Origin of the sequence: Micromonospora sp. NBC_01740 (genome assembly GCF_035920365.1) — a bacterium.
GTDB lineage: Bacteria > Actinomycetota > Actinomycetes > Mycobacteriales > Micromonosporaceae > Micromonospora > Micromonospora reichwaldensis.
Genome location: NZ_CP109150.1, coordinates 5,982,986 through 6,009,190, shown reverse-complemented (window position 1 = coordinate 6,009,190; position 26,205 = coordinate 5,982,986). Strand labels below are relative to the sequence as shown.

The window sequence follows — 26,205 nt, the reverse complement described above, 5'->3', positions numbered from 1 at the left end:
GGGGCGGCGTCACGAACCGCCGAGGCGGGGCATGACCGGGCGGACCTCGACCGGGGCGCCCGGCCGCCCGCCCGCGCGCGAGCGGTACTCGGGGACGCCCACGCAGGTGAAGAGCAGCGCCGCGAGGTCGTCCGGCTCGCCCAGCAGCCCCGGGACGTCCGAGTCGAGGAAGGTCATGCCCGAGGCGCCCGCGCCCAGGGCGTACGTCGCGAGGTGCAGCCGGCCCTCGACGAGCCCGGCGGCGAGCTGGGCGTCGCGGTAGGCGCGGTCGTCGAGGGCCGACAGCGGCGCGGCGGCGACGACGACGTAGGCGGCGTCGCCGGCGAGCGCCTGGTCCAGGCAGACCCGGAGCAGCTCGTCGCGCAGGTCACCGGCGCGCAGCGGCGTCGAGAGGTCGGGCCACCGGTAGAGGCCGGGCGGCACCCCGTCGACCCCGTGCACGGCGACCCAGTGCGGCACCGGCACGCCGCGCAGGGCCGCGGCCAGGGGCCATTCCAGCAGGATGCGCGGCAGCGTCCGGGACCTGTCCATCCGCCGCTGCGAGCCGCGCCGGCGGACGACCTCGTCGAGCGGGTCGGACGGCGGGTACGCCGGCAGCGGCTCCGCCGACGGCCAGGGCGCGCCGAGCACGTCCCGCTCGCCCGCGCGCTGGGCGGCGGTGCACAGCGGCAGCTCGACCGGGGGCAGCTCACCGGGGAGCGCCGGCCCGGTGGGCCCGATCGCCGGATCGCCGTCGCCGAACGACAGCAGGGCCAGCGGGTACTCGTGCACCCCGTCCGCGCCGACGAGCGTGCGCACGGTGGCGTCCGGGAAGAGCGACCGCAGCCGCGGCGACAGGCCGGCGCTGTCGGCGGCCGCCGACAGTTGGGCCAGCAGCGTGCCGGCGTCCCAGTAGAGGTGTCGCCAGCCGCGCTCGGCGTAGCGCCACCCCGTGCGCCACGGCACGCCCGTGACCACCAGCGTCGTGACCGCCCCGGTCGCGGCGGGAGCCACCTGGACGAGCGCGTGCCGCCGCGCGTCGTACCAGTGCACGCCGTCCGGCACCCCCGCGACGCCCCGGGTGCTCGCGTAGACCTCCAGCGGAAAGCGCGCCCCGGCCGAGCCGGCGGCGCGGTAGAGGAAGGGGCGGCCGTTGCGCTCGGCGGTGCGCACGACGCCGGCGCCCAGGAAGAGCACGCGGCCCAGCTGCGCCGCGTCGAGGGGCTGCGCGGGGGACGCGACGCCGGCCAGCACGGCGGTCGCGGGGACGCCGGGGTCGGGCAGGTCGCGCGGCAGGGCGAGGACGGCCAAGCCGTCCGGGTAGCCCTTCATGGGCGGCGGCAGGGTCTCGGGGTCGTTCGGGACGAGGTCGTGGCGGACGCGCGGATCGTCCACGGGCACGTCCCACTCGCGGCTCGGCTCGTAGGACGTCAGCCGGTGCAGCAGCCCGGCGCCGGTGTCGAGGTCCATCCGGCCATCCTGCCAGCGCGGAGCGCCGGGCGGTGGCCCCGCAAGCGGTCGCGGGTCGGTGCGGGGACCGCCGGGCGGCCGGGGTGGCCGGCGGAGCCGCCGCCGGCCACCCCGGACGGTCCGGCTCAGATGCGGGCGCCGACGTCCGCGCCGTTGGCCGGGCGCAGGAAGGAGGAGGTGGGGATGGCGCCGTCGGGCGTACGGGGACCGGTGATCGTGGCCGGGTCCGTGCTGGCGAGCGCCCACGTCCCGCCGAGGTTCCACGAGTTGCCGGAGCCGGTGGAGCCGCCGAGCGACACGTCGGTGGTGTTGCCGACCGCGAGGTTGCGGGTGAGCACCGAGGTGGAGCGCGAGACGTTGAAGCCGTCCCTGCCGTTGTCCCAGGCGGTGTTGCGTTCGAAGACCAGCGAGCCGGGGTTGCCGTTGTCGATGAAGCCGCCGGCCGAGTTGCCCCAGGCCATGCTGTTGCGGGTGACGTGGGCGACCGCCGGACGCGGATCCGTGCCGCCGCCGTTCTTGAAGCCGTTGCCGTCCCCGGTGTAGTCGGGCAGGCCCCAGTAGTTGTAGCCGTTGTCGTAGGCGACGCTGCCCTCGACGAGCACCGGCGACAGGAACAGCCAGGCGTCGAAGCCGTCGTCGGCGTTGCGCCACAGCCGGGCGCCCCGGACGACGTTGCCCGTCCCGGAGCCCTCCTTGATCGCCAGGCCGTCCGCGCTCTCGCCGTTCTTGCGCGGGTCGCGGTTGCCGTAGCTGTCCAGGTCGATGATGTGGTTGCCCGACGAGGCGCCCTGCAGGTGCAGGCCGGTCTCGTAGTTGTCCCGGGTGACCAGGCGCTCGTAGCGGCCGTTGTTGGTGTCCACCCCGAAGATGCCGTACGGGCCGTTGACGATCTCCAGGCCGACGAACCGCCACCAGTCGCCCTCGACGTGCAGGGCGCCCCGGTCGGCCCGGGGGATCGAGGATCCCACGGCCCCGGGCGTGTACGGCATGTTCTCGCCGTCGATGACCACGCGCTCGCCCTGGTGGGCGGTGAGGGTGATCGGCTGGGACTGGCTGCCGTCCTTGAGGATCTTGATGGTGCTGGTCGGGGCGTAGGTGCCTCCGCGCACGACGATGGTCCCGCCGGGCTGGACCAGGTCGTGGGCGCGCTGGATGCTCCGCAGGGGCTCGGCGAGGGTGCCCGGGGCGGCGTCGTCGCCGTTCGTGGCGACGACCAGGGTGCCGGCGGCCGGTGGCGGTGTCGTCGGTGGCGGTGTGGTCGGTGGCGGCGGTGTCGTCGGGGGAGCGGTGGTCGGGGCAGGGGTGGTCGGCGGGGTGGTCGGGCCGGTGCCGCCGGAGCTGACCACCACGTCGTCGAAGCTCGCGCCGGCGTGGGCGGTGACCAGCGCGATCCGCCCGGCGCCGGTCAGCGTGGCGTTCGCGTCGCCGACCCGTACGCCGTCGACGAATCCGCGCACGGTGCTGCCGGCGGCCTCGATCCGCAGCGTGTGCCACGCGCCGGTGGAGCCGACGCCGGCCGCCGAGCCGAGCACGGTGATCGCACTGCCGTTGACGGCCTGGAGTTCCGCGCGACCGTCGGCCAGCAGCGACAGCCGGTACATCTTCGTGGAGCTGCTGGCCCGGGCGGCGATGGCGACGAGACCGCCGCTGCCGTACGAGGCCGGCTTGACCCGGGCCCGTACCTCGTAGTCGGTCCAGCTCGTCTGCCCGGCGAACATCCGGGCCAGCTCGCTGCCGGTGTTCGACTGGCGGAGTACCGGCGAACCGTCGGTGGTCACCGACCAGGTTCCGCCCGACTTCGACCAGCCGCCGCTGTCGCCGTCGCCGAAGTCGTCGGAGAAGAGGGTGGCGGCGTGGGCCGTCGAGACCATGGTCGCGGCCAGGGCGAGCGCGGTCGCCGACACGCCGACCGCGGCGACCGCGCCGCGGGTACGTCTGATGCGCCTGTCACGCACGGGGGTCCTCCTGGTGCGGTACGGGAGCGGTCGCGGTCGGCCGGCGGCGGCGGTGCCGCCGACCGGCGGGGCGCCGGACCACGCGGGAAAGGGCTTTCCCTCCCGTGACGCTAGGGCCGCCCGGACATCGACGTCAACGTTCGTCGATTGCAGGAATGTTGCACCCGGGCGCCGCCCGGCGGCGCCTCTCAGCCGCTCTCCACCTCGGCGGCGTACTCGCTCAGCGCGATCCGGTTCGGCAGGCCCGTCTTGCCGAGCAGGCTGGACACGTGCCGTTCCACGGTGCGCGGGGACAGGTGCAGCCGGCCGGCGATCTCCCGGTTGCTCAGCCGCCCGACCAGCAGCCGCAGCACCTCGAACTCCCGCACCGTCACGCCCACCGACCGCAGGCCGGAGGGGATGTCGCCCGCACCGGAGCGGCGCTGCGTCATGCGTACGCCCGCCTGGCGCAGCAGGGCCCGGCAGGCGCTGGCCACGGCCGGCACGTCGCTGCGGTGGAAGTGCTCCTCGGCGGCGCGCAGCCACTGCACCGGCGTGCCCCACCCGTCGGCGAGGGCCGACTCGCACACCAGCCGCAACGCGAGGTGCCGGCCCATCGCGTACGGCGCCCCGGCCCGCATCGCCTCCGCCGCCGCCTCCGCCGCCTCCTCCGGCCGACCGGACCGGCCGAGCAGCACCGCCTTCGCGAAGAGGGCGAACTGCAGGTCCCAGCGCAGCCTGCTCGCCGAGTCGCCCTGCACCGCCTCGTACGCCGGCCAGCCGGCCTCGCCGGACGTGACCTGGAGCAGCAGGTGCAGGCCGTGCCGGCCGGAGAGGTGGAAGACCGTCGGGCTCTGCGCCTCGGCGTGGAACGCGCGGGCCAGTTCGTCGAGGGCGCGGGGCCGGTCCTCCTCCAGCAGCGCGCAGAAGGCCCTGGCCAGCCCGTGTACGCGGGAGGCGTGCAGGGCCTGATCGCCGCTCCACCGGCGGAACTCGGCCAGCGCGTGCTCCATCTCCCGGCGCCGCCCCTGGTGCGCCGCGAGCACGGCGCTGACCAGCAGCACGTACTGGGTGGTCTCCAGCAGCTTCAGCCGGGTGGTCGCGGCCAGCACCTGCTGGACGAGGGCACCCGCGGTGTCGAAGTCGCCCCGCAGCACCGCGTGCAGGGCGAGGCTGGCCTCCGCCTGGTGGCGCGCGGTCACCGCGCCGGCCTGGGAGGCCCGCTCCCGGGCCTGTTCGAGCCGGTCCAGCCGCGCGTCGCGCAGCGCGTCGTCGTTGCCGAGCCGGATCAGTGCGTGGATCTCCCAGATCGGCAGCCGGTGCTGCGCGGCGATCGCCAGGGCCCGTTCCAGGCACCGTGTCGCCTCCGCCGGGTCCCGGTGCCGGATCAACGCGCCGAGCAACTGCCAGGCCTGGCAGGCCACCACCGGCAGGGGGACGGTCTCGGCGACGGTGGCGGCCCGGCGGGCCAGCGCCTCGGCGGTGGCGAGCTGGTCCTGCCCGGCGGTGTCCAGCACCAGGTGGGCGGCGACCACGTCGACCGGCGCGGTGTCCTCCGCGGCGGCGTCCGGGCCGAGCAGGGCGCGCGCCTGCTCCACCTGTGCCAACCCCTCGGCCGAGCGGCCGGCGACCGTCGCGGCCCAGGCCAGCCGGGTGTGCAGCTGCGCCCGCCGGCGCGGATCGACGCCACCGATCTGGTCGAGGGTGCTGACCGAGGCGAGCGCCCGCTCGACCAGTCCTGCCTCCGCCAGGGCGTGCAGCAGGGCTTCGAGGGCGGCCGCCCGGGCCACCGGGTTCTCGCCGAGCAGGCCGATCGCGCGGTCGAGCAGGGCGACCGCGGTGGTGGCGCCGCCCTGCGCGATCGCCCGCCGGCCCGCCTCGGTGAACAGTCGGCCGGCCGCCTCCGGGTTGTCGGCCTCCAGGTGCAGCGTGGCCGACACCTGGCACCATTCGCCCGGCAGGCCGGGGAAGACCGCCGCCACCGCGTCGGCCATCCGCTGGGCGAGCCGGGCGCGGTCGGCGGGGCCGAGGAGACTGAGCAGCGCCTCCCGGGTCAGCCGGTGCCGGAAGGCGTACCAGTCGGTGAGCTGGTCGTCCACCGTGACCAGCCGCCCGGCGACGTCGCCGCACAGGTGGTCGAGCACGTCGTGGTCGCTCAGCCCGGTGGCCGCCTGCACCACGGCCAGCGGGAACCGCTGGCCCAGCAGCGCGCCCATCGAGAGCAGCTCCCGGGCCTGGGGGCCGAGCTGCTCGACCCCCTGCGCCATGCCCCGCGCCAGGGTGCCCGGCAGGGCGGCGGGCAGTTCCTCGGACAGCCGCCAGCCCTCCGGGCCGCCGATCAGCAGCGCGCCGTCGACCATGCCGGCGACGAGTTCCTCGATCAGGAAGGGGTTGCCGGCACTGCCCGTCGAGACGAGGGCGTGCGCTGCCGCCGGCACCTGCTCCGGGTCGGCGTCGAGGCAGGCGCCGACCATCTGCCGCAGCGCGTCGTCGTCGAGCCGGCCCAGCTCGATGAGAGTGCACTGACCGCGTTGGGCGGCCGAGCGGGCGATCGTCGACGCCGCGCAGGGCTCCGCCCTGATCGCCCCCAGCAGCAGGGTCGGTTGCAGGGCGAGGTTGTCGATCAGGTACTCCAGCACGGTCAACGTCTCCGTGTCGGCGTCCTGGAGGTCGTCCAGCAGCATCAGGCAACCCCGCCCCGCGCCGGCCACGCCGGTCAGCCGGAGGACGGCCTCGGCGAGGATCACCAGGGACGCGTTCTCCTGGTCGGCGGGCGGCCGGCCCCAGTCGGGGACGAGCCGGCCGAGGATCGGGCCGTACGGCCCGAGCACGGTGGGGTCGACCGGCCCGGACCGCAGCAGCGACAGCAGCGCCTCGGTGAGGGGTCGCAGCGGCACCGCGGTGCCGATCGTGCTGCCCCGGCCCCGCATCACCCGCATGCCCGCCGCGGTGGCCAGCTCCGCGACCCTCGACGCGAGGCGGGACTTGCCGACGCCGCTCTCGCCCACCACGAAGACCGCGCCGCCCCGCCCCGCCCGCGCCGATTCGAGGCTGTTCAGCACCGCGCGCAGTTCGGCGTCCCTGCCGATGAACTTCGAGGAGCGGTACACACTGCGCACGCTATCCGAGGAGGCAGGCCTCGCCCAACGCGGTGCTGTCGACGCCGGTCCCCCGAACGGCTACTGCTCCGTCGTCACATCGGCTTCTCGGGGCAGCAGGTCGTCAGCGGCGCGGCGTCCGCCGCCGCGCCGGCGTCACCGACGAGGCCGCCGATCACCATGCCCACGGGCACGACCAGGCTGGCGAGGGCCGCCGCGCGGATCCCGAAGGTCACGACGGGCTGCAGCCACATCGCCCCGGCCGGGTCGTCGACGGGCGCCGCGGAGTCGGTCTCGTCGACACGGCACGGGGGGAGCTGGTTCTCGGACAACTGTCATTCCTCCTGTTGGTGACTTCGTGGGTCGTTTCCGGAGCTGGCGGCTCCTCTGGAGATCGTCGTCGGTCGCCCGGCGGACCTCAACCCGAGGTGCGCGGTTCAGGGGTCGGTTCCAGCAGCAGCACCGACGGCACCGGCCCGGCCCCGGAGAGCCGGAGCAGCCCGTACCCGATGCCGGCGAGGCCGGTGAGAAGGCCGGGGGTGGGCACGTTGCCCGGGGTCCCGCAGGACGCCCCGTACCGGTCGACGGCGTCCAGGATCCGGCCGGCACGTCGCCGGGCCGCGCCACCGTCGAGGACACCCGTCGCCTCGGCGACGCCCAGCTCGCCGTGGCAGAGGCTGAGGTCGTCGAGCAGCGGACGGTCGGTGAGCAGGCGTACCGCCTCGTCGGGGGCGAGGGCGTGGTGGGCGAGCGTCAGGCCGGCGGCACCGCGACACCAGCCGTACCCCGTTGCCCCGTCGCCGCCGGGGGTGCCGGCCCGTCGCAGCGCGCGCCGGCCCGCCCGCGCGTACCGGGCGCCACCGGTGCGGGCGTGGCGGCCCAGCGCCCAGCCGATGCCGGCCACCCCGTCGGCGAAGCCCACCCCCGTCGGCAGTTCGTCCCGCTCGATCGCGTCCACGAGCCGGTCGGCCCAGCCCCGGGCGAGTGACGCCGCCGGCGCGTGGCCCAGCTCGGCGTGCACCGCGTCCATGGCGGCGAGGCAGCCCGCGCCCCCGTCGGCCCAGGCCACGGCCGCCGAGCCCGCGCTGGCGGCGGTGGCCAGGTCGACCGCCGCGCGGGCCTGCCCGGCGAGCTCGGGATCGGCGAGCAGGGTGGACAGCCGGGCGAGCCCGTACGCGATGCCGCCGAGGCCGTACAGCCCGCCGGGGCCGATCGCGGCGACCAGGTCCGGGCGCGCGTCGAGCAGCTGGAACAGCCCCGGCACCCCGGCGACGGCCCGGTGGGCCAGCTCGGCGTAGCGGGCGGTGCCGGTCACCGCGGCGAGCTGGCCGAGGAAGAGGGCGACCCCGAGGTGCCCGTTCGCCAGCCCGGCCCCCATCGGCAGGACGAGCCACTGCCGGTCGTCGACCAGCTCCAGGCCGAGCCAGTTCACCCGGTCCGCGCCGGTCACGCTCCGGGTCTGGATCTCGTCGGCGAGCGCGCACGCCGTGGCGAGCAGCCGCTCCGGCGACGCGGCGGCGTCCGCGACCGACCGGGACGTCGGTGCGGCGGCGTGCCGGCCGTCGACCGGGCGACGGGTCGCCAGCGTCGCCGCGACGATCCACTCCTGGTGCCGCCGGTCGGCCTCGCCCAGCGCGGCGATCTTGCCCAGCGCGGCGTCGAGCCCGCAGCGGGCCAGCGGCACGGGCAGCGGCTCGCCGTCCCCGGCGACCCGGACGGTCCGGCTGCCCGGAGTGCCCTCGAACAGCGGGACGTCGCCGGCCCACAGCGCGGCGACCTCGTGCCGCGGGAACTGGGCGAGGAAGGGGTGCCCGGCCACGCTGGACCAGAGGACGCCGAACGCGCGGTCCCGCTCCAGCGCGTCGCCGAGCACGTCCGGGTGGGTGGTCTCGGTGAGCAGGGTGTGGTACGCCGACGTGGGCCGGGCGACCAGCCGTACCGGGACGTCGGCGCACGACGCGACGAGTTCGGTGAACTCCCGACGGTGCGCCCGGATCGTCTCGTACGCCTGCCGGAACCCCGCCCGCAGCGCCGGCTCGTGGGCACCGGGATCGACCAGGGCGTCGCCGACGCGGGGTCGGTTGCGGCCGCCGGCGAAGTCGACGGCCCGCCGGGTCAACCGCATCCGGTCGGTGCCCGGGTCGGCCCAGTCGAGCGCGCTGACGGGTGCGGTCCCGCCCCGGTCGCCGCCGACGCCGGACAGGTCCATCGCTCCCTGGTCGCCCACGACGATCACCGGTATCAGGCCGGTCCGGTGCACCGAGGCGGTCAGCAGGTCCGCGGCCGGGTCGCCGGTGCCCACCGGCTCGCCCAGCGCGGGGTGGAAGAGCGTCTCGGTGTCCACCACGACCGGCGTGTCGCCGGCGGCGATCAGGTTCTCGTAGTGCATGTCCGTGGCGTGCAGGGCGTGCAGCAGCGCGACCAGGGCGCCCTGCCGGCGGTAGAACCCGTCCGCCTGCCCCGGGTGGCGCAGCGCCGTCGCGTCGACGTACGCCGACCAGCCGTAGCCCGGTCGGGTCAGGGCGGCGACCCCGCGCAGCCCCAGCCCCGGCGCCCGCTGCTCCAGCCAGTCGACGAACCCGGTGAAGCTGACCTGGGAGGCCAGGTCGCGCGGCTTGTAGACGACGCGCCGGCCGTCCGCGAAGCGCAGCACGCTGGTCGTGCGGCCACCGGTGTGGGCGTCGCCCAGGTTGCTGTCGACCGCGACCAGCGGGCCGGGGTCGTCGCCGCCGAGCAGGGTGCCCACCAGGTCCTCGCGGTCGGCGACGAACCGGGTCAGGAGTTCGAGCCCGGACCGGGCGGCCGCCGTGGCGGCCTGCGCCAGCAGGCGGGCCAGCACGGGATAGCGGTCGACCAGCTCGGCCAACCCGGCGGGGTCGCAGAGCTGGGCCACGAAGTCGGCGAAGCGGGCCCGGCCGTCGGCGCCGGCGAGCCGGCCGGCGGCCCGGCGTCGGTGCAGCTCCGAGACCAGCGTGCGGGCCGCGACGGCGAGCAGGCGGCGACCCAGTGCGGCGGCGAACCGGTCGGTGAGGGCGGCCAGGTCGACCGTCCTCTCCGTCGCGATCCGACGGGCCCCGACGAAAAACCGGTCGGCGGCGATTGCCACGAACGGTTGCAGGGGCGCGGTGAGGGCCCCCCGCCAGTCCGCCTCCTCGGCCGACCGCCAGTCCGCCTCCTCGGCCGACCGCCAGTCCGCCTCCTCGGCCGACCGCCGCGACGCCGCCGCGGCGGCCAGGGCCGCCTCGACGGTCTCCGCCCACGCCGGGCGGGTCGTCCTGGCGGCGAGCGCGGCCCGGTCCTCGGCCAGCAGGTCGCGCAGCCCCGCCTCGTCCAGGCCGACCTCGGCGAGCCGCGCCCCGAGGCCCGGCCCGTGCCCGTCCCGCCACCGGTCCAGCCGCCGGCCGGCGTCGTCCGCGTCGTGCGGTGCGTCGGCGGAGCGTCGGCCGGGCGCGCCCGGCGCGCGTTCGTGCAGCGCGAGCCCCGAGGCCCACCAGTGCGGGGCCAGCCGTACGCCGGAGCAGGCGTGATCGGTGGCGCCGGCCAGGGGAGTCGAGGTCACCGTTGCACGGTGCCAGAGCGGGGCGCGGAGTTCATGAGTGGAAACTACTCACATTCATGCCCCATTGCTGGCCACGCCGGTGCGCGCGAACCCGCCCGGGTCCGCGGGCGGCGGGACCGGCCGGGCCGGCGGCGGCTCCTCGCCCCACGTGCGACCCGCCCCATCCTAGTCACGATCGGTGATCAATTGAACGGCCAGCGTGACGTCGCCGGGAAATTGAGTGCCGCCCACGCATGTGGACGCTGCCGGCGCCGATGAGTCTTCGGGCGACTGTTCTACCCGGGGCGGCGTGATGAACGGAGCCAGGATGGAGTTTCGGGTACTCGGGCCGGTGGGGGCCTGGAAGGGTGAATCGGAGGTGGCGCTGGACGGTGCGAAGCAGCGCACCGTGCTCGCGGCGTTGCTGCTCGCCGCGGGGCGTACCGTGCCGGACACCCGGCTGTGCGAGCTGCTCTGGGGGGAGCGCCCGCCGGCCACCTTCGCCGCCCAGCTCTACAACTACGTCTCGCGGCTGCGCAAGTACCTCGGCGCCGAGGTGGACATCGTCCGGCAGTGGTCGGGGTACCAGATCCGCACCGGTGCCGCCCGGCTCGACCTCGACGAGTTCGAGCGCCTGGCCGAGGCCGGTCGGGAGGCACTGCGCGACGGGCGGTACGCCGAGGCCGCCGAGCGGCTGCACGCCGCCATGTCGCTGTGGCGCGGCCCCGCGCTGTCCAACGTGACCGAGCACCTCGTGACGGCCGAGTCGCACCGGATGGCGGAGCTGCGGATGGCGGTCCTGGAGAGCCGGATCGAAGCCGACCTGCGGCTGGGACGCCACGTCCGGCTGGTCTCCGAGATCACCCAGCTCGTCGCCGAGCACCCGCTGCACGAGGGGCTGCGGGGCCACCTGATGACCGCCCTGCTGCACTGCGACCGGCAGGCCGACGCGCTGGCCGCCTACCACGAGGGCCGCCGGGTGCTCGCCGACGAACTGGGCGTCGACCCGGGGCCGCTGCTCACCGAGGCGTACCGGTCGATCCTCGCCGGCCCGCCGGCCCCGGCGGTCGTCGCGGAGCCGAGCTGGCACGGCGTGCGGCCCGCGATGCTCCCGCCCGGCGTCGGTGACTTCGCCGGCCGGGAGGAGGAGCTCAACGGGCTGCTCCGGGTGCTGACCGCCGAGCCGAGGGCCTGCCCGCCGGTCGCCGTGGTCACCGGGATGGCCGGCGTCGGCAAGAGCACGCTCGCCCTGCACGCGGCCCACCTCACCCGGACCGCCTTCCCCGACGGCCAGCTCTACGCCGACCTCGGCCGCGCGCGGGGCAACGCCGTCGAGCCGTACGACGTGCTCGGCTGGTTCCTGCGCAGCCTCGGCCACGCCGAGTCGGCGATCCCGAAGGGGCTCGACGAGCGGGTCCGGCTCTACCGCAGCCAGCTCGCCGGCCGGCGGCTGCTGGTCATGCTCGACGGCACCGCGGGCTACGAGCAGGTGAGCCCGCTGCTGCCCGGCGACCCCGGCTGTCAGGTCATCGTCACCAGCCGGCTCCGCATGCCCGAGCTGGCCGGCGCCACGTCGATCGAGGTCGGCACCCTCGACCGGGGGCAGGCGCTCGCGCTGCTCGGCCGGATCATCGGGGCGCAGCGGGTCGCCGAGGAGGCCGACGCCGCCGGCCGGATCGTCGAGCTGTGCGGTCGGCTCTCGCTCGGCGTCCGGGTCGCCGGATCCCGGCTGCTGGCGCGCCCGCACTGGTCGCTCGGTTACCTGGCGGACCGGCTCGCCGACGAGCGGTACCGGCTGGACGAGCTCCGGCTGGGCTCGATGGACGTCCGGGAACGGCTGGACAGCAGCTACCACCAGTTGGCCGACCTGGGGCAGCTCGCCCTGCGCCGGCTGGCGCTGCTGCGTACGCCGGCCTTCCCCAGCTGGTGCACCGCCGAGGTGCTGGGCGTGTCCCGGCACGCCGGCGAGGAGGTGGGGGAGAACCTGGTCGACGCCCGGCTGCTGGAGATCGTCGAGTCCGACGGCGGCCGGCGGCAGCGGTTCCGCTTCCACGACCTCGTGCGCGTCTTCGCCCGGGAGAAGGCCGACCAGGCCGACCGGGTGCTGGTGGCGGGCGCCGGGGCGCTGAGCGCGGTGGGGAACTGACCCGGCGACCGGCGGCACCCGGGGCTCCGGTATAGATGGTGCATGACCGTCGTCTGGGGCATCACTGTCGACTGCGCCGATCCGGCGCGCCTGGCCGCGTTCTGGCGCGAGGCCCTCGGCTACGTGGAAGCCCCCGTGCCGGAGGGCTTCGCGAGCTGGCAGGAGTGGCTGATCCGCTGGGAGGTGCCGCCGGAGGAGTGGAACGACGGCGCCTACCTGGTCGACCCGCGGGGGGTGGGGCCGAGTGTCTCGTTCCTCAAGGTGCCCGAGCCGAAGGTGGCCAAGAACCGGTTGCACATCGACATCAAGGCGGGCGGTCGGGACAATCCGCAGGAGGTTCGGTGGCCCCGCGTCACCGAGACCGTGCGGCGGCTGAGCGGGGCAGGCGCCACGGTGGTCAGTCAGGACGTGGTGGGCGGCGTCCCCAGCCACGTCGTGATGGCCGATCCCGAGGGCAACGAGTTCTGCGTCGTGTGACCCGCGGTTCAGCGGTGCCTGCGCCCACTCGTCCACACGGGTGCCCGGCCTGAGGCGACCCGCCGCGTTGTAGAGAAGATATAGCAGGTCGTCGCATGGTGGCCGGGTGAACGCCCTGACTACGGCCGACTGCGCGACGGCCGTCCCCGTCGACGTGGAGCACGTCGCCCCCGACACGATCGTGGCCCGAATCCGCCCCGACCTCAACGATCCGGTCTTCGCCGGCCACTACCCCGGATTTCCGCTGCTGCCCGGGGTCCACATCTTCGAGTTCGTGCACCGGGCGGTCCGCGCCGCGGCCCCCGAGCTGACGCTGGCCGAGATCGTCAGCTGCCGGTTCCTGCTGCCCTTCCGGGGCGACGACGAACTCGTCGTGACCATCCGCCGCAGCGGCGACCTGTGGCGGGGCGAGGTCGCCGCCGCCGCAGTGCCGGTCGCCGAGGTGCTGCTGCGCTACGCGAGCGAGGAGTGCGCACCATGATGGGGATCGAGGAGATCAGGCGGATCATTCCGCACCGGCCGCCGATGCTGCTGGTCGACCGGGTCACCGAGCTGGTGCCCCGCCGGCGGCTGGTGGGCTCGCTGACCGTCACCGGTGACCGGCCGCTGCCGATGTCGCTGCTGCTGGAGTCCTGGGGGCAGGCGGCGCTCGTGCTCATCCGGCACGACCGGCCGATGCCGGACGTGCTGACCGACGGCGTGCCGGTGGCCGGGGTCTTCGAGCGCATCCGGTTCGGCCGGCCGGTGCTGCCGGGGGAGACGGTGGAGCACCACGTCACCATGACCCGGCTGGTCGCCGACACCGCCTTCGTCACCGGCGAGAGCGTCGTCGGGTCCACCGTGGTGCTGCGGGTGGGCCGCCTGGTCGGTGCGATGCGGTCGGTGGAGTCCCTGCGCGCGTCCCTCGACGCGGCGACCCGGGAGTCCCACCCGGCGGTCCCCGCGCAGCCGGCCGAGCCGGCCCCGGTGGCGTCCGGGGCGGCGCGGTGAGCGCCGGTGGGCGGCCCGTCGCCCTGGTCACCGGCGGCTCCCGGGGGATCGGCCGGGCGGTGGTGCTGCGGCTGGTCCGGGACGGCTACGACGTGGCCATGTGCTACCAGTCCAGCAAGGACGCCGCCGACGAGGTCGTCGCGGAGGCGGCCGGAGACGGCGGGCGCGTGCTGGCGCTGGCGGTCGACGTCGCCGACCCCGCCGCGGTGCGGAACTTCGTGTCGACCACCGAGCGGGAGTTGGGCGACCCCGAGGCGGTGGTCACCGTCGCGGGGATCATCCGGGACCGGCCGCTGGCCCTGATGGCCGACGCCGACTGGCGCTCCGTGATGGAGGTGAACCTCGACGGCACCTACCACGTCTGCCGCGCGGTGGTCCGCCGGATGATGCGCCGGCGCAGGGGGTCGATCGTCACGGTCTCCTCGGTGTCCGGGGTGGCCGGCAACGCGATGCAGACGAACTACTCCGCCTCCAAGGCCGGGATCATCGGCTTCACCAAGGCGCTCGCCAAGGAGGTCGGCCGGTACGACATCCGGGCGAACGTGGTGGCGCCCGGCTACGTCGACACGGACATGATCGCCGCCCTCTCCGACGAGCTGGGCGCGATCGCCCGGGACCGGGTGGCCCTGGGCCGGCTCGGGCGTAGCGAGGAGATCGCCGACGTGGTGGCGTTCCTGCTCTCCTCCCGGGCGTCGTACCTGACCGGTCAGGTGGTCACCGTGGACGGCGGCCTGTCGATGTGACCGGCCGCCGGCCACGGCCGGCGGCCGGCCTCGGGTACCACGGTCCGAGCAGCCGGGTCAGGATCTCGGTGCGGTAGGCGTCCGCCCCGACCAGGATCCGGGCCCGGTTGCGGGCCACCCCGCGCAGGATGACGCGGGCGGCGTGCTCCGCCGTGACGTCCACCGAACGCTCGAAGTGCTCCCGGACCGCCTGGTAGTCGCGCAACCCGTCGTTGCGGGCGTTGCGCATGATGTTCGTCCTGATCCGGCCGGGATGTACGCAGCTCACCCCGACCGGCACCCCGTCGGCCCGCAGTTCCTGCGCCACCGCCTCCGTGAAGCCCCGGACGGCGAACTTGGCGGCGTTGTACCCGCTCTGCATCGGCGCACCGGCCAGCCCCAGCACGCTGGAGACGTTGACCAGGTGACCCCGCGACGCCGTCAACAGCGGCAGGAACGCCCGGGTGCCGTGCACGACTCCCCAGAAGTCGACGTTCATGACCCATTCGAGGTCTTCCCAGGCCCCGTCGGAGACCGAGGCGAGCAGGGTCACCCCGGCGTTGTTGACGACCAGGTCGGCGCGGCCGAAGTCGCCCTCGACCCGCTCGGCGTGTGCCAGCACCGCGGCCCGGTCCGACACGTCCAGCCGGTATCCGCGCACCTGGCCGTCGCGGCCCGCGCAGCGCCGTACGGTCTCCCGCAGCCCCTCGTCGTCCACGTCGGAGACGGCGAGCAGGGCGCCCCGGGCGGCCAGCTCGACGGCGAGCGCGCGGCCGATGCCCGAGCCGGCGCCGGTGACCACCGCCACCCTGTCAGTGAAGTCTCTCATCCTGGACCTTCTCGATCGGCCTTCGGGCCTCGGCGGTCCGTGCCCGGCGCAGACTTCCGCCGCCGGCTATGGCATTCCTATGCCGCGTCGATATGTAGAGAAGCTATGAGGCGGCTGCCCGAGCCTTTCTCCCGGCAGTCCTCGACACGGCTGCCGGCCGGGTTGACGAAGGGAGAACGATGTCGAGCATCTTCGGTTCGGCGATCACCGGGCTCGGCGCCTATCGGCCCACCCGCGTGGTCACCAACCCGGACATCGCACTGCGTACGGACGTGACCACGGAGTGGATCGAGGAGCGCACGGGCATCAAGACCCGGCACGCCGCCGGTCCCGGGGAGACCGTGCCGGTGATGTCGGCCGAGGCCGGCGCGAAGGCGCTGGCGATGGCGAACGTCGACCCCTCCGAGGTCGACCTGCTCATCCTGGCCACCGCCACCAAGCGGGACCGGATCCCGGGCGGCGCGCCGGAGGTCGCACACCGGATCGGCATCCCCGCCACCGGCGCGTTCGACCTGAACGCCGCCTGCGCGGGCTTCGCCTACTCGGTGTCGGTCGCGTCGAACGCGGTCCGGCTCGGCGAGGCGCGCAACGTGCTGGTCGTCGGCGCCGAGCACCTCACCGAGTTCATCGACCCCGAGGACCCGGCGACGTACGTCATCTTCGGCGACGGCGCGGGCGCCGCGGTCATCTCCCGCTCCGGGACCGAGGGCATCGGCCCGGTGGTGTGGGGCAGCGACGGCCGGCGGGCCCCGATCCTAGGCACGAAGTGGGCCAAGGACGGCAAGGAGTACGCCTCGATGAACGGGCCGCTGGTCTACCGGTGGTCCACCAAGAACATCCCCCCGGTCGCCCGGGAGGCCTGCGCCCGCGCCGGAATCGACCTGTCGGAGATCGACTGGTTCGTGCCGCACCAGGCGAACCTGCGGATCATCGAGCAGCTCGCCGAGATCCTGGAGATCCCCGAGGAGAAGGTCGCCCGGGACGTGATCGACACGGGGAACACCTCGGCGGCCTCGGTGCCGCTCGCGCTGAGCCGGCTGCACGAGAGCGGCCGTACCAAGCCCGGCGACAAGGCGCTGCTGCTCGGCTTCGGCGCCGGCCTCGCCTACGCCGGCCAGATCGTCCGGATGCCCTGAACACCCTCCCGAAAGGACACTGACATGACCGTTGACCAGGTGGCCGCCGACGTCGAGCAGCTGACCCGCAAGCTGATGACCGAGGAGCAGGACCGGCCGATCTCCGCCGACGACACCTTCGTGGACCTCGGCCTCGACTCGCTCAAGCTGGTCGACCTGCTCGGCGCCGCCGAGATGCACTTCGACATCGAGGTGCCGGACGAGGAGGTCGGCAACTTCGTCCGCGTCCGGGACCTCACCGACTTCGTGCTCGGCGCCAAGTGAACGCCGGCGACGGGGACACCCGGGAGCTGTCCGTCGGTCAGGCCGCGCAGTGGGCGCTGTACCGACTCGCGCCCGAGAGCTCGACCAGCAACGTGGTGACGGCCGTGCTCGCCGAGCCGGTCCTCGACACCGACGTGCTGCGGGCCGCCCTCGTCGCCGTCCAGGCTCGGCACGACCTGCTCCGGTCCCGGTTCGCCGAGACCGGAGCGGGGCCGGTGCGGCTCGTCGACCCCGCCGGCTCGGGCGCGATCGAGGTCCGCGACGTCGGCGACGTGGACGACGAGACCCTGCGTACGCTCATCCACGCCGTCGGCGAGCAGCCGCTCCGGCTCGAACAGGACGGCCCGCTGCGGGCGGTGCTGCTGCGCCGGCCCACGGACTGCGCGCTGGTGCTGGTCATCCACCACATCGCCACCGACGGGCTCTCCCAGTACCTGATCTGGCGGGACCTCGGCGACGCGTACCGGGCGGGTCGGGGCGGGGACACGGTGGACTGGCCGACGCGGCCCAGCTACGACGAGTTCGTCGCCCGCGAGCAGGCCATGCTGGCCGGGCCGCGGCGCGCCGAGCTGGCCGAGCACTGGGCCCGCACCTGCGCCGGCGCCACCGCCGCCACCCTGCCCACCGACCGGCCCCGCTCCGCCACCCGCTCGTACCGGGGCGCGTCCGTGGCCCGGATGCTGCCGGACGACGTCGCCCGGCAGGTACGCGCCACGGCCGCCACCCTGGCGGTGACCCCGTTCACGGTCCTGCTCGGCGTCTTCGAGGCGCTGCTGCACCGGTGCACGGGGCAGGGCGAGTTCACCATCGGCTGCCCGGTCTCGCTGCGGCGGGGGCGGGCGCTGCGGGAGGTCGTCGGGATGCTGGTGAACCCGGTCGTGCTGCGGTCGTCGTTCACCCCGGGCACCACCTTCGCGACGGCGATCGCCGCCGCGGGACGCCAGCTCTCGGAGGGCGTGGCACGCGCCGCCTACCCGTTCCCCCTGGTCCAGGCGGCCCGCCGGGACCGGGACCCGCTGGTGCGGGTCACCATCACGCTGCTCACCCGGCAGCACGGCGACACCCTGTCCGACACGAGCAACGGATTCGTCGGGCACCGGGTCCGCCAGCTGGTGGTGCCGTACGACGAAGGGCAGTTCGACCTCGCCGTGACGGTGCACCAGCTGCCCGACCTGGCCCTGCGTACCGAGTTCAACTACGACCGGGACCTGCTCGACCGCGCCACCGTCGAGCGGCTCTTCGACCAGTACCTGGCCCTGCTCGGCGCGGCCTGCGCCGACCCGGCCGCGACGGTGGCCGACGCCCGCCTGGCCGGCGACGTCGACGAGCGGATGCTGCTCGAACTCGGCATGAGCTGAGCACCCCGGTCATCCGGCGCCCGTCGTCGACGGGTGCCGCACAGCGCCCGCACGGCGGATGCGGGCGACCTTCCGTCAGCCCGGAGAGGGGGTTGAAATGGATCAGGGAATTCTCTCCACGGTCGGCAACACGCCCCTGGTGCGCCTGGACCGGTTGTTTCCCGAATTTCCCGCCCGGGCGTACGCGAAACTCGAACAGTTCAATCCGGGCGGGAGCATCAAGGACCGGGCCGCGCTGAACATGCTGCGCGGAAAGATCGAATCCGGCGAACTGGTGCCGGGACGGTCCGTGGTGGTGGAGTCCAGCTCCGGCAACCTCGCCATCGGCCTGGCCCAGATCTGCGCGTACTTCGGGATCCGGTTCATCTGCGTGGTGGACCCGAAGACCACCCGGCAGAACCTGGCGGTGCTGGCCGCGTACCAGGCCGAGATCGACATGATCGAGCACCCCGACCCGGTGACCGGCGAGTATCTCGCGGTCCGGCGCCGCCGCGTGCGCGAGCTGGTGGAGACCGTGCCCGGCGCCTACCGCCCGGACCAGTACACCAACCCGCTCAACGCCCGGGCCCAGCGGCAGACCATGGCCGAGATCATGACCGAGCTGGACGGCCGGGTCGACTACCTGTTCTGCTCCACCGGCACCTGCGGCACCCTGGTCGGCTGCGCCGACTACCTGCGCGAGAACGGCCACCGCACCCGGATCGTCGCGGTCGACGCCGTCGGCAGCGCGATCTTCGGCCACCCGCCCGCGCCCCGGCTGATCCCCGGGCACGGCGCCTCGGTGGTGCCGCCGCTGGCCGCCAACGCCCGGCCGGACGAGGTGCTGCACGTCTCCGACCTCGACTGCGTGGTCGGCTGCCGGTTGCTGGCGGTCCGGGAGGCCATCCTCGCCGGCGGATCCTCCGGGGCGACGGTGGCCGCGCTGCGGCGCCGCATGGCCGACCTGCCCGCCGGGAGCACCAGCGTCCTGATCTTCCCGGACAACGGCGACCGCTACCTCGACACCATCTACTCCGATCGCTGGGTGACCGAACAGTTCGGCGAGGTCAGCCACCTGTGGAAGGGCGAAAAATGCTGATCATCGGCCATGCCGTGGTCCGGGACGTGCTCGACGGCGACGAGGCCCGGGTCATCGACCTCGTCCGGCAGGCGTACCTCCTGCACGAGCAGGGCCGCACCAGCGTGCCGCACTCGGTCTTCCTGCGCTTCCCCGACGCCGCCCGCAACCGCATCATCGGCCTGCCCGCGTACCTGGGCTCCGATCCGCCGGCCGCCGGCATGAAGTGGATCTCCTCGTTCCCGGCCAACATCGAGCGGGGCCTGGACCGCGCCAGCGCCGCCATCGTGCTGAACTCGCTGGAGACCGGCCAGCCCGAGGCGGTGATCGAGGGATCGGTCGTCTCCGCCCGGCGCACCGCGGCCGGCGCGGCCCTCGCCGCGCAACTGCTGACCGCCGAGCGCCGCCCGGACGGCCTGGCGCTGATCGGCTGCGGGCTGATCAACGAGCAGGTGCTGCGCTTCCTGACGGTGGCCCTGACCCCGCCGGCCTCGCTGGTGCTGCACGACACCGACCCGCGCCGGGCCGAGGCGTTCGCCGCCCGCGCGGCGGCCCTGCTGCCGGCCACGACGATCAGCGTGGCGGCGAGCGCCGAGCAGGCCCTGGCCGCCCACCGGCTGGTCTCGATCGCCACCACCGCCAGCGAACCGCACCTGGAGCTGACCGCCTGCCAGCCGGGGAGCGTGGTCCTGCACCTGTCGCTGCGGGACCTGCACCCCGAGGCGATCCTGTCGGCCCGCAACGTCGTCGACGACCCCGACCACGTGTGCCGCGAGCGGACCTCGCTGCACCTGGCCGAGCAGCTCACCGGGGGCCGGGACTTCATCCACACCACCATCGGCCGGCTGGCCGGCGGTGCGGCGCTGCCCCCGGGCGACGGACCGGTGGTGGTCTCGCCGTTCGGGTTGGGCGTGCTGGACATCGCGCTGGCCGAACACGTCCGCCGCACGGCGGCCCAGCGGGGCCTCGGCGTGCGGATCGAGGACTTCACACCCGTACCGGCCGCCGCCGTGGCGACCGCGCGACCCACGAGGGAGAGAACATGAGCGACGACGACCGCAGCTACCTGGTGGTGCTCAACGACGAGGAGCAGTACTCGATCTGGTGGAGCGACCGGGCGCTGCCGGCCGGCTGGCGGGCCGAGGGCACCGAGGGCACCCGGGACGAGTGCCTCAGCCGGATCAACGAGCTCTGGACCGACATGCGGCCGAAGAGCCTGCGCCTGCGCATGGACGGCGCGTCCGTCTGACAGGCCCACGGCAGGCGTGACCCCCGGCCGTCCGCGATCGACCCCCCACCCCGGAGGAGCACCCCGATGAGCACCCCTCTGTCCACCCTGCCGGCCGCCGGAGCGGGCACGGTCGACCCCGTCGTCCTGCCGGACCTGATCGCCCGCCAGGCCGCGGCGACGCCCGACGCGACCGCGGTGCTCGCCGGCGACGTACGGGTCGGCTACGCCGAACTCGACCGGCGCGCCAACCAGCTCGCCCAGCACCTGGTCGGGCTGGGCGTCGGTCCGGAGTCGACGGTCGGCGTGTACCTGCGCCGGGGAGTCGACCTCGTGGTCGCCCTGCTCGGGGTGTGGCGGGCCGGCGGCGCGTACCTGCCGCTGGACCCGGCGCACCCGGTGGACCGGCGACGGTGGATCGTCGCCGACACCGGGGTGGACGTCGTGCTCACCCAGACCGACCTGCGCGACGGCGCCCTGGCCGGGCCGTCCCACGTGGTCTGCCTGGACGCCGACCGGGCGCGGATCGCGGCCGGACCGGACACCGCGCCGGCAATCCGCATCGACCCCGACAACGCGGCGTACGTCATCTACACCTCCGGGTCGACCGGCCGTCCCAAGGGCGTGGTCGTCACCCACGGGGCCATCGGCAACCGGGTGGCCTGGACGGTCCGGCAGCACGGCCTGTCGCCGGCGGACCGGGTGTTGCAGAAGACCGCGGTGAGCTTCGACGCGGCCGGCTGGGAGTTCTTCGCCCCGCTGATCTGCGGGGCGACGGTGGCGCTCGCGCCGGACGGCGCCGAACGCGACCCGGCGGCGCTGGTGGCGGCGGTCGTCCGGTCCGGGGCGACCGTGCTCCAGGGCGTGCCCTCGGTGCTGCAACTGGTGACGGAGGAGCCGGACTGGCCGAGGTGCACCACGCTGCGGCTGGTCTTCTCCGCCGGCGAGCCGCTGCACGCCGAGCTGTGCCAGCGGCTGGCGGTGGCGCCCGGGACCCGGGTCTGGAACACCTACGGCCCGACCGAGTGCGCCATCGACGTGACCGCCCAGCAGGTCGACCTCGCCCAGCGCACCGGGCCGGTGCCGATCGGCCGGCCGCTGGACAACCTCCGCCTCCAGGTGCTGGACGCCAACCGGCGGCCGGTGCCGATCGGCGTGGTCGGCGACCTCTACGTGGGCGGGGCCGGGCTCGGCCGCGGGTACCTCAACCGGCCCGACCTGACCGCGGAGCGGTTCGTTCCGGACGAGTACGGGCCGCCCGGCGCGCGGCTCTACCGCACCGGCGACCAGGTCCGGTGGCGCTCGGACCGGAGCCTGGAGTTCGTCGGCCGCGCCGACGACCAGCTCAAGATCAATGGGGTACGCATCGAGCCGGGCGAGGTGGAGGCCGCGCTGGCCGCCCACCCCGACGTCCGGCGGGCGGTCGTTGTCGGCTTCGCCGAGCCCGGCGGCAGCCCCCGGCTGGCCGCGTACGTCGCCAGCCGGCGCCCCCTGAGCAGCCCGGAGCTGCGGGCCTTCCTGACCGACCGGCTGCCCGACGCCCTGGTGCCGGCCGTGTTCGTCCCGGTGGCGGAGTTCCCGCTGACCACCGGCGGGAAGGTCGACCGGGCCGCGCTGCCGCCCGTCGAGACCACCGACCGCACGGCCTACCTGGCCCCGCGCACCGACGCCGAGCGCCTGGTCGCCCGGCTCTGGCAGGAGCTGCTCGACGTCGACCGGGTGGGGGTGCACGACGACCTCTTCCAGCTCGGCGGGTCGTCGCTGGTGACCGTCCGCCTCGCCAGCCGCCTCGCCGCCGAGTCCGGCGTGCGCATCGAGCTGCGGGAGCTGCTCGCCGCGAGCACCGTCGAGGCGCAGGCCGCCCTGCTGACCGACGGCGACCCCGCGACGCCGGCGGTGGTCCCGGTGCCCCGCACCGGCGCGCTGCCGCTCTCCCCGGCCCAGCGGCGGCTGTGGCTGCTGGACCAGCTGCACCCGGGCAGCCCCGAGTGGGTGGTGCCGCTCTACCTGCGCCTGCCCGGCTCGCTGACCCCCGACACCGTACGGGCGGCGCTGACCGCGCTCGAGGCCCGGCACGAGGCGCTGCGCACCCGCTACCTGACCCACGACGGCGAGCCGCACCAGCGGATCGACCCGCCCGGCCCCGTCGACCTCACGATCCGTGACGCCGCCGAGGTCCCGCTCGTCGACCTCGTCGACGCGCAGCTCGGCCGGGGCTTCGACCTGCGCACCGGGCCGCTGTGGCGGGCCACCCTGGTCACCTCGGCCGGGGCGGACCACCTGCTGCTGGTGGCGCTGCACCACATCGCCTCCGACGCGACCACCGCCGGGGTCCTGGAGCGGGACCTGCGGGAACTCTGCGCGGCCGGCGCCGCCGGCCGGGAGCCCGACCTGCCGGAGCTGACGGTGCACTACGCCGACTACGCGGCCTGGCAGCGCGGGTACCTCACCGACGACCGGGTCGAGCGGGAGCTCGGCTTCTGGCGCGAACACCTGGCGGGGGTGCCCGAGCTGACCCTCCCGCTGGACCGGCCCCGGCCGGCCGAGCGCGACCCGCGCGGGGCGCACGTCGAGTTCGAGGTGCCGGCGCAGCTCGCGGAGAAGCTGACCGCGCTGGGCCGGCGCTGCTCGGCGACCCCGTTCATGACCATGCTGGCGGGCTTCGCCACGCTGCTGGCCCGCTACAGCGGGCAGTGGGACGTCGCCGTCGGCGCGCCCACCTCCGGTCGACGCCCCGCCGAGGCGGAACAGATCGCCGGGGTCTTCCTCAACCCCGTGGTGGTGCGCTGCACCCTGGACCCGGCAGCCCCGTTCGAGGCGGCCCTGCGGGCCGTGCGGTCCCGGACCCTGGCCGCCCTCGCCCACCAGGACCTGCCCTTCGAGCGGGTGGTCGACGACCTCGTCGACGTCCGCGACCTCTCCCGCACCCCGCTCTACCAGGTGATGCTCAACGCCCAGGAGGGCGGCATCACCGGCCAGTCGACCGACGACGAGGCCCTGCTGGACGCCCTGCGCCGGGCGGCCCGGATCGCCAAGACCGACCTCACGATGCACGTCTGGCCCCGCCCCGACGGCACCCTGGCCGGCAGCCTGGAGTACGCCACCGCCCTGTTCGACGAGTCGACCGTGCGGCGGATGGCCGAGCACTTCGTCCGGCTGCTCGCCGCGGCGGTGGCCGAGCCGGGCACCCCGCTCGACGACCTCGACCTGCTCTCGCCGGGCGAGCGCCACCTGCTCCTGCACGAGGTGCACGGGCCCACCGTGTCCCGCTCCGCCGCGACCGTCTGCGACCTCTTCGAGGCCCAGCGACGCCGGACGCCGGACGCGGTGGCGCTGCGGCACGGCGACCTCACCACCACCTACGCGACGTTGGACGACCGGGCCAACCAGTTCGCCCACCACCTGCGGCGCTCGGGCGTCGCCCGGGGCGCGGTGGTGGCGGTGCTGCTGGACCGGGGCGTCGACCTGGTCGCGGCGATCCTCGGCGCCTGGAAGGCGGGCGCGGCCGTGCTCCCGCTCGACCCGTCGTACCCCGCCGAGCGGATCGGGCACATGCTCGCCACCGCCGGCGTGGAGCTGGGCGTCACCCAGGCGGCGTACGCGCCCAGGTTCACCGTGCCGACCCTGCACGTGGACACCCACCGGCTGATGGTCTGCGCCGGCCCCACCCACCGGCCGGGCCGGGACACCGACCCGGAGGAGACGGCCTACGTGCTGTTCACCTCCGGCTCGACCGGCCGCCCCAAGGGCGTGGCGCTGCCGCACCGGGCGGTGTCCAACTTCCTCGCCTGCGCCGTCGAGACCGAGGCCCTGGGCGACCGGGGCGCGCGCGGGGGACGGGGCGACGGCGCGCCGCTGTTCACCACCATCGCCTTCGACCTGTCCATTCCCAACCTGTTCAGCCCGCTGGTCTCGGGTCAGGCGGTGACCCTGCTGCCCGCCGCCCTCGACATCGCCGAACTGGGCGCCCTGCTCGTCAAGGCCGGCCCGTTCGACCGGTTCATCATGACCCCGCCGCACCTGGAACTGCTCACCGAGCAGCTCGACGACGAGCAGGCGGGTCAGCTCTCCGGCCTGATCTGGACGGCCGGCGCGGCGCTGCGCAAGGAGACCGCCAACCGGTGGCTGGACCGGCTCGGGCCGGGTGGCCTCACCAACAGCTACGGGCCGACCGAGACCACCGTCATCATGACGGCCCACCCGGTCGAGACGCCGCAGACCACCGACATCGTGCCGATCGGCCGGGCGATGGCGAACACCACCGTCCGGGTGCTCGACGACGCGCTGCGGCTGCTGCCGCTCGGGGTCGTCGGCGAGCTGTACATCGGCGGGGAGTGCCTGGCCACCGGGTACGCCGGCCGGCCGGACCTCACCGCGGAGAGGTTCGTGCCCGACCCGTACGGGCCGCCGGGCAGCCGGCTGTACCGCAGCGGGGACCTGGTCCGGATGCGCCCCGACGGGGTGATGGACTTCGTCGGCCGGGCCGACGACCAGGTGAAGGTGCGCGGCTACCGCATCGAACTCGGCGAGATCCGCGCCGTCGTCGAGGAACACCCCGGGGTGACCCGGTGCGCGGTCGTCGTCCACGAGGAGCGGCTGGTCGCCTTCCACCGGGGCGAGGCGCCCGACCTGGCCGCGCACTGCGCCCGGCTGCTGCCCGACTACATGACGCCGAGCCTGCTCGTGCCGGTGGCCGAGATCCCGCTCAACGCCAACGGCAAGGTGGACCGCGCCGCCCTGCTCAACCTGCTCTCCGACGCCGTGTCGACCGGCGCCGCCGGCACCGAGGACGGCCTCGTCGCGCCGCGCACGGTCGTCGAGGAACGCCTCTGCGCGATCTGGAGCGACCTGCTGGGCGTGCCCGTCGGCGTACGGCACAACTTCTTCGCCATGGGCGGGCACTCCGTGCTGGCGGGCCGGCTGGTCGCCGGCCTCCAGGAGGAGTTCGACCTCGACGTGTCGCTCCGGCTCGTCTTCGAGCACCCGACCGTCGAGGCGATGGCGGGCGCGGTGGAGGACCTCATCCGGGCCGAGGTGGACGCGCTGTCCGACGCCGACCTGACCGAAGACCTGCGGCAGACCAAGGAGCACCAGGCATGACCTCGACCGCGAACCAGCCCAACCTGCGCGAGTCGCTCGTCCAACGCCGGCTGGCGGGCCGGGCCGCCGGTCGGCGCGCCGGGATCCCGACCGTCGACCGCTCGGGCGACCTCCCGCTCTCCTTCGGCCAGCAGCAGATGTGGTTCCTCAACCGGCTGGACCCCACCAGCCCGGAGTACCTGGTCTCCTCGGCGCTGCGGCTGCGCGGCCCGCTGGACCGGGCCGCGCTGGCCCGGGCGTGGGACGCCCTGATCGCCCGGCACGAGATCCTGCGCACCCGGTACGCGATGGCCGACCTGACGCCGGTGCAGGTCGTCGACGAGCCCCGCCCGCAGGAGCTGCCGCTGGTCGACCTCTCCGGGGTGGCCGGGTGCGAGCGCGACGACCGGGTCGCCGAGGCGACGGCCGAGCTGACCGCCACCGGCTTCGACCTGGCCACCGAGTGGCCGGTACGGGCGACGCTGCTGCGCCTGGACGAGGCCGAGCACCTGCTGGTGCTGGTGCTCCACCACATCGCCTGCGACGCGCCCTCCACGGCGGTGCTCCTCGGCGACCTGGCCGAGCTGTACGGCGCGTACGTCCGGGGCGAGTCCTCGCCGCTGACGCCGCCGGCCGTGCAGTTCGCCGACTTCGCCGCGTGGCAGCGCGACCGGCTGCGCGGCGAGCCGCTGGAGCGGCACCTGGAGCACTGGCGCGACCGCCTCGCCGGCATCGCCCCGCTGGAGCTGCCCGCCGACCGGCCCCGGCCCCGCGTGCGCGACTGGCGGGGCGCGTCGGTCCCGTTCGCGCTCTCCGCCGACCTCTCCGCCGCGCTGCGCGAGATCGCCCGCGGCGCGGAGACCACCCTCTTCGTCACCCTGCTCACCGCCTTCCAGGCGC

Annotated in this window: 19 protein-coding genes (1 of these 19 running past the window's edge); 13 read left to right on the top strand and 6 right to left on the bottom strand. The window is 75.0% G+C overall.

The window, feature by feature from the left end; genetic code table 11:
• Positions 1-9 precede the first annotated feature (9 nt).
• From OG989_RS26390 to OG989_RS26370, 5 genes are all read right to left on the bottom strand, one after another.
• Positions 10-1,449: a hypothetical protein gene (locus OG989_RS26390; RefSeq protein WP_327028811.1), complete on the bottom strand. Its 1,440-nt coding sequence runs from the start codon at positions 1,447-1,449 to the stop codon at positions 10-12.
• 125 nt (positions 1,450-1,574) lie between these two features.
• Entirely contained in the window at positions 1,575-3,404 is a 1,830-nt protein-coding gene (locus tag OG989_RS26385; RefSeq protein WP_327028810.1) for a right-handed parallel beta-helix repeat-containing protein, read from the bottom strand.
• Between the two features lie 188 nt (positions 3,405-3,592).
• Positions 3,593-6,493, bottom strand: a complete 2,901-nt coding sequence (locus OG989_RS26380; protein ID WP_225852359.1) for an ATP-binding protein — start codon at positions 6,491-6,493, stop codon at positions 3,593-3,595.
• Between the two features lie 83 nt (positions 6,494-6,576).
• Positions 6,577-6,813, bottom strand: coding sequence for a hypothetical protein (locus tag OG989_RS26375; protein ID WP_132240737.1), 237 nt, complete (start codon positions 6,811-6,813; stop codon positions 6,577-6,579).
• Between the two features lie 86 nt (positions 6,814-6,899).
• Entirely contained in the window at positions 6,900-10,040 is a 3,141-nt protein-coding gene (locus OG989_RS26370) for a type 2 lanthipeptide synthetase LanM family protein (RefSeq protein ID WP_327028809.1), read from the bottom strand.
• 307 nt (positions 10,041-10,347) lie between these two features.
• Here OG989_RS26370 and OG989_RS26365 point away from each other — a divergent pair, with 307 nt between their 5' ends.
• The 5 genes from OG989_RS26365 (at position 10,348) to OG989_RS26345 (ending at position 14,375) form a co-directional block, all read left to right on the top strand.
• Positions 10,348-12,165 (top strand): AfsR/SARP family transcriptional regulator, encoded by a 1,818-nt coding sequence (locus OG989_RS26365; protein ID WP_327028808.1) that lies wholly within the window; start codon positions 10,348-10,350, stop codon positions 12,163-12,165.
• A 42-nt stretch (positions 12,166-12,207) separates the two neighbouring features.
• A complete protein-coding gene (locus OG989_RS26360) occupies positions 12,208-12,642 on the top strand; it encodes a VOC family protein (protein WP_151456118.1) in 435 nt (144 codons plus the stop codon).
• A 106-nt stretch (positions 12,643-12,748) separates the two neighbouring features.
• On the top strand, positions 12,749-13,123 hold the full coding sequence (locus tag OG989_RS26355) for a hypothetical protein (RefSeq protein ID WP_151456119.1): 375 nt from the start codon (positions 12,749-12,751) through the stop codon (positions 13,121-13,123).
• Positions 13,120-13,632 carry a 3-hydroxyacyl-ACP dehydratase FabZ family protein gene (locus OG989_RS26350; RefSeq protein ID WP_151456120.1) on the top strand — a complete coding sequence of 171 codons (513 nt, stop codon included), beginning with the start codon at positions 13,120-13,122 and terminating at the stop codon, positions 13,630-13,632. Before OG989_RS26355 ends, OG989_RS26350 begins: the two co-directional genes overlap by 4 nt.
• The gene (locus OG989_RS26345) at positions 13,629-14,375 is read left to right on the top strand and encodes an SDR family oxidoreductase (protein ID WP_132240741.1); all 747 of its coding nucleotides are present in this window, start codon (positions 13,629-13,631) and stop codon (positions 14,373-14,375) included. The genes OG989_RS26350 and OG989_RS26345 overlap by 4 nt, the downstream gene beginning before the upstream one ends.
• Here the strand turns inward: OG989_RS26345 and OG989_RS26340 are convergent.
• Positions 14,347-15,183: an SDR family NAD(P)-dependent oxidoreductase gene (locus OG989_RS26340; RefSeq protein ID WP_151456121.1), complete on the bottom strand. Its 837-nt coding sequence runs from the start codon at positions 15,181-15,183 to the stop codon at positions 14,347-14,349. The genes OG989_RS26345 and OG989_RS26340 overlap by 29 nt on opposite strands.
• A 179-nt stretch (positions 15,184-15,362) precedes the next feature.
• On the opposite strand from OG989_RS26340, the gene OG989_RS26335 reads away from it, so the two are divergent.
• From OG989_RS26335 to OG989_RS26300, 8 genes are all read left to right on the top strand, one after another.
• Positions 15,363-16,319 (top strand): beta-ketoacyl-ACP synthase III, encoded by a 957-nt coding sequence (locus OG989_RS26335; RefSeq protein ID WP_151456122.1) that lies wholly within the window; start codon positions 15,363-15,365, stop codon positions 16,317-16,319.
• A 24-nt stretch (positions 16,320-16,343) separates the two neighbouring features.
• A complete protein-coding gene (locus OG989_RS26330) occupies positions 16,344-16,583 on the top strand; it encodes an acyl carrier protein (protein WP_151456123.1) in 240 nt (79 codons plus the stop codon).
• Positions 16,580-17,941 (top strand): condensation domain-containing protein, encoded by a 1,362-nt coding sequence (locus OG989_RS26325; RefSeq protein WP_327028807.1) that lies wholly within the window; start codon positions 16,580-16,582, stop codon positions 17,939-17,941. The genes OG989_RS26330 and OG989_RS26325 overlap by 4 nt, the downstream gene beginning before the upstream one ends.
• Positions 17,942-18,038: 97 nt before the next feature.
• Entirely contained in the window at positions 18,039-19,019 is a 981-nt protein-coding gene (gene sbnA, locus OG989_RS26320) for a 2,3-diaminopropionate biosynthesis protein SbnA (RefSeq protein WP_132240746.1), read from the top strand.
• Positions 19,013-20,044 carry a 2,3-diaminopropionate biosynthesis protein SbnB gene (gene sbnB, locus OG989_RS26315; protein WP_327028806.1) on the top strand — a complete coding sequence of 344 codons (1,032 nt, stop codon included), beginning with the start codon at positions 19,013-19,015 and terminating at the stop codon, positions 20,042-20,044. Before sbnA ends, sbnB begins: the two co-directional genes overlap by 7 nt.
• Positions 20,041-20,247: an MbtH family protein gene (locus tag OG989_RS26310; RefSeq protein ID WP_121401347.1), complete on the top strand. Its 207-nt coding sequence runs from the start codon at positions 20,041-20,043 to the stop codon at positions 20,245-20,247. The genes sbnB and OG989_RS26310 overlap by 4 nt, the downstream gene beginning before the upstream one ends.
• Before the next feature lie 66 nt (positions 20,248-20,313).
• Positions 20,314-25,326, top strand: a complete 5,013-nt coding sequence (locus OG989_RS26305) for a non-ribosomal peptide synthetase (protein ID WP_327028805.1) — start codon at positions 20,314-20,316, stop codon at positions 25,324-25,326.
• A protein-coding gene (locus OG989_RS26300) for a non-ribosomal peptide synthase/polyketide synthase (protein ID WP_327028804.1) crosses the window boundary here: on the top strand, positions 25,323-26,205 show its 5' portion. The gene runs 22,544 nt beyond the window's last position; only the first 883 of its 23,427 coding nucleotides appear in the window; its start codon is at positions 25,323-25,325; its stop codon lies off the right edge, out of view. Before OG989_RS26305 ends, OG989_RS26300 begins: the two co-directional genes overlap by 4 nt.

Bases quoted from the DNA above. Each gene is read 5' to 3' on its own strand.
- OG989_RS26305 (WP_327028805.1), top strand. From the start codon at position 20,314: ATGAGCACCCCTCTGTCCACCCTGCCGGCCGCCGGAGCGGGCACGGTC.
- OG989_RS26330 (WP_151456123.1), top strand. From the start codon at position 16,344: ATGACCGTTGACCAGGTGGCCGCCGACGTCGAGCAGCTGACCCGCAAG.
- sbnB (WP_327028806.1), top strand. From the start codon at position 19,013: ATGCTGATCATCGGCCATGCCGTGGTCCGGGACGTGCTCGACGGCGAC.
- sbnA (WP_132240746.1), top strand. From the start codon at position 18,039: ATGGATCAGGGAATTCTCTCCACGGTCGGCAACACGCCCCTGGTGCGC.
- OG989_RS26360 (WP_151456118.1), top strand. From the start codon at position 12,208: ATGACCGTCGTCTGGGGCATCACTGTCGACTGCGCCGATCCGGCGCGC.
- OG989_RS26365 (WP_327028808.1), top strand. From the start codon at position 10,348: ATGGAGTTTCGGGTACTCGGGCCGGTGGGGGCCTGGAAGGGTGAATCG.
- OG989_RS26350 (WP_151456120.1), top strand. From the start codon at position 13,120: ATGATGGGGATCGAGGAGATCAGGCGGATCATTCCGCACCGGCCGCCG.
- OG989_RS26340 (WP_151456121.1), bottom strand. From the start codon at position 15,183: ATGAGAGACTTCACTGACAGGGTGGCGGTGGTCACCGGCGCCGGCTCG.
- OG989_RS26335 (WP_151456122.1), top strand. From the start codon at position 15,363: ATGTCGAGCATCTTCGGTTCGGCGATCACCGGGCTCGGCGCCTATCGG.
- OG989_RS26390 (WP_327028811.1), bottom strand. From the start codon at position 1,449: ATGGACCTCGACACCGGCGCCGGGCTGCTGCACCGGCTGACGTCCTAC.
- OG989_RS26310 (WP_121401347.1), top strand. From the start codon at position 20,041: ATGAGCGACGACGACCGCAGCTACCTGGTGGTGCTCAACGACGAGGAG.